This window comes from Stenotrophomonas sp. HMSC10F07 (assembly GCF_001807895.1).
Classification (GTDB): Bacteria; Pseudomonadota; Gammaproteobacteria; order Xanthomonadales; family Xanthomonadaceae; genus Stenotrophomonas; species Stenotrophomonas sepilia.
This window is the reverse complement of record NZ_KV791431.1, coordinates 1-3006: the sequence shown is the minus strand read 5'-3', so window position 1 is coordinate 3006 and position 3006 is coordinate 1. Positions and strand designations below refer to the sequence as shown.

The window sequence follows — 3006 nt, the reverse complement described above, 5'->3', positions numbered from 1 at the left end:
GCCAAGCCCCCAGGGACGGGTTTACGGCGTCCCCGCAAACCCACAGTCCCCTGCCAGCCCTCAGTGCAACCCAGAGCCATGACCGCCGTTGCCGTTGCTGGTGCTCTGGCTCTGGCTTGAAACGGGTGCCGGGCAGCGCCCGGCCGGGTATCCTTTTCCTCTGATGTCCGACCTTGTCCATGCCAGCCGCGAAGCCCTCAGCGAAGGCGGCGCGCTCGCCTCGCATCTGGATGCCTTCGTCCCGCGTCCGGCACAGCTGCACCTGACCGCTGCCATTGCCGATGCGCTGCAGCAGCGGGACCTGCTGCTGGCCGAGGCCGGTACCGGCACCGGCAAGACCTTCGCCTATCTGGTGCCGGTGCTGCTGTCCGGGCTGCGCACCATCATCTCCACCGGTACGCGCGCGCTGCAGGACCAGCTCTACCACCGCGATCTGCCGCGCGTGCGCCAGGCGCTGGGCGTCGGCCTGCGCAGCGCGCTGCTGAAGGGGCGCGCGAACTACCTGTGCCGCTATCGACTGCAGCAGGCGCGGGGCGAGCCGCGGTTTTCCAGTCCCGAGCAGGCCGCGCAGTTCCAGCGCATCCTGGCCTGGTCCGGTCGCTCGGAGTTCGGCGATATCGCCGAACTGGAAGGCCTGGCCGATGACTCGCCGCTGCTGCCGATGGTCACCTCCACTGTCGACAATTGCCTGGGCACCGATTGCCCATTCTGGGACGACTGCTTCGTGGTGCGCGCACGGCAGCGTGCGCAGGCCGCCGACGTGGTGGTGGTCAACCACCACCTGCTGCTGGCCGATCTGGCACTGAAACAGGACGGCTTCGGCGAGTTGCTGCCGGGGGCGCAGGCCTTTGTCATCGACGAGGCACACCAGCTGCCCGAACTGGCAGCGCAGTTCTTCGGCGAAGGTTTCGGCATGCGCCCATGGCAGGAACTGGGTCGCGACTGCCTGGCTGAAGCGCGCGGCGTAGGGGGCGCACAATCGGCGCTGCAGGAGCCGGTCGACCAGTTGCAACAGGCATTGCTGGCGTTGCGTTCGGCGATGGAGGGACTGCCGCCGCGTGGTACGCAGTGGCGTGCGCTGGCCATGCCACAGGTCCGCGACGGCTTCGATACGGTGATGGCCGGCCTGGTGGCACTGGAGCAGGGACTTCAGCCGCTGCGCGAATCGGCGGCGGGTCTGGACGCCTGCCATGCGCGGGCGCGCGAGGCGGTGTCGCGGTTGCAGCGCTGGCTGGGCGATGATGAACCCACCCTGGATTTCGATACCGATCCGGCGGACCACGCCAGTACCGCCGATGTGCTCTGGTACGAGCTCACGCCGCGGGGTTTCCGCTGCCAGCGCACGCCGATGGATGTGTCCGGCCCGCTGCGCGAGCATCGCGAGCGCAGCCGCGCGGCATGGATCTTCACCTCGGCCACGCTGACCGTGGGCAATGGATTCGACCACATCGCCACGCGCTTGGGCCTGGACGATCCGCATACCCTGGTCCAGCCGAGTCCGTTCAACTGGCCCGAGCAGGCGTTGTGCTACCTGCCGGAAGGCCTGCCTGATCCGGCCGCACGGGGCTTCGGAACCGCGCTGATCCAGACCCTTCGGCCGGTGCTGCAGGCATCGCAGGGCAGGGCATTCCTGTTGTTCGCCTCGCACCGTGCATTGCGCGAGGCGGCCGAAGCACTGCGCGACGGGCCATGGCCGTTGTTCGTGCAGGGTGAGGCACCGCGCGCGACGCTGCTGCAGCGCTTCCGTGAATCGGGCAATGGCGTGCTGCTGGGCTCGGCCAGTTTCCGCGAGGGCGTGGACGTGGTCGGCGAAGCGCTGAGCGTGGTGATGATCGACAAGCTGCCGTTCGCGGCACCGGACGATCCGGTGTACGAGGCACGCCTGGAGGCGATCCGCAGCCAGGGCGGCAATCCGTTCCGCGACGAACAGTTGCCGCAGGCGGTGATCGCACTGAAGCAGGGTGTCGGTCGCCTGATCCGCAGCGAAAGCGACCGTGGCGTGCTGGTCCTGTGTGATCCGCGCCTGCTCAACCGTGGCTATGGCCGGGTCTTCCTGGATTCACTGCCACCCTTCCGCCGCACCCGCAGCCTGGCCGATGTGCAGGCCTTCTTTACGCCACAATGGGGGCCCGTGGCTGATGATCCGGCTGACCCGGCCGCTGTCGCGCCGGGCCCGGAGCCGGCTCCCGGTGCCACGTTCCCCCTGTTCTGACCTGATCTGATGAAACTGCTCGCCTTTGAAACCGCCACCGAAGCCTGCTCCGTTGCCCTGCATGTCGATGGGCAGGTGCTGGAACGCTTCGAGATCGCCCCGCGCCGGCATGCCGACCTGAGCCTGCCATGGGCCGAGGCGCTGCTCGCCGAAGCCGGCATCGGCCGTCGCCAGCTCGACGGCATCGCGCTCAGTCGCGGCCCGGGGGCGTTCACCGGTGTGCGCCTGGCGATCGCCATCGCCCAGGGCATCGCGTTGGCGTTGGACCGCCCGCTGCTGCCGGTTTCGACGCTGCAGGTGCTGGCGCTGCGGGCACCGGTGGAAGAAACGCAGATCCTGTCGGCAATCGATGCCCGGATGGGTGAACTCTACGTCGCGCGCTTCGAACGCGTCGACGGCCTGCCGGTCGCGCGCGATGCCGAGCGCGTCTGCGCGCCCTCCGTGGTGACGTTGCCGGAAGGAATGTCGGCCTACGGTGTCGGTACCGGTTTCGGCGCGGGCGACGGCGCGCTGGTGGCACAGTTGGGCAGTGGCCTGCGCGGTTTCGATGCCGCGGCATTGCCGCGGGCGTCGGACGTGCTGGCACTGGCGGTGCCGGCGTTCGCGCGTGGCGAGGCGATCGCACCGGAGAAGGTCGAGCCGGCGTACCTGCGCGACAACGTGGCATTGACCCTGGTCGAGCAGCAGGCCGCGCGCGAGGCGAAAGCGAAGGCCAACGGCTGAGCCCCTCGTGGCGGAGCGCGAAAGCACAAGCCGTGGTTTGGCCGGGCGGGTGGGCTGCGCAGGGGGCGCTG

At 69.2% G+C, this 3006-nt stretch carries 2 protein-coding genes; both read left to right on the top strand.

Going from position 1 to position 3006, the window contains the following annotated elements:
- The first annotated feature begins 163 nt into the window (after positions 1–163).
- Positions 164–2212, top strand: coding sequence for a DNA repair helicase YoaA (locus HMPREF3114_RS15620; protein WP_053501253.1), 2049 nt, complete (start codon positions 164–166; stop codon positions 2210–2212).
- A gap of 9 nt (positions 2213–2221) precedes the next feature.
- The gene (gene tsaB, locus HMPREF3114_RS15615) at positions 2222–2935 is read left to right on the top strand and encodes a tRNA (adenosine(37)-N6)-threonylcarbamoyltransferase complex dimerization subunit type 1 TsaB (RefSeq protein WP_053501251.1); all 714 of its coding nucleotides are present in this window, start codon (positions 2222–2224) and stop codon (positions 2933–2935) included.
- Positions 2936–3006 lie beyond the last annotated feature (71 nt).

What these genes read in the sequence shown, in the direction of transcription:
- HMPREF3114_RS15620 (WP_053501253.1), top strand. Translation starts at nt 164, where the DNA reads ATGTCCGACCTTGTCCATGCCAGCCGCGAAGCCCTCAGCGAAGGCGGC.
- tsaB (WP_053501251.1), top strand. Translation starts at nt 2,222, where the DNA reads ATGAAACTGCTCGCCTTTGAAACCGCCACCGAAGCCTGCTCCGTTGCC.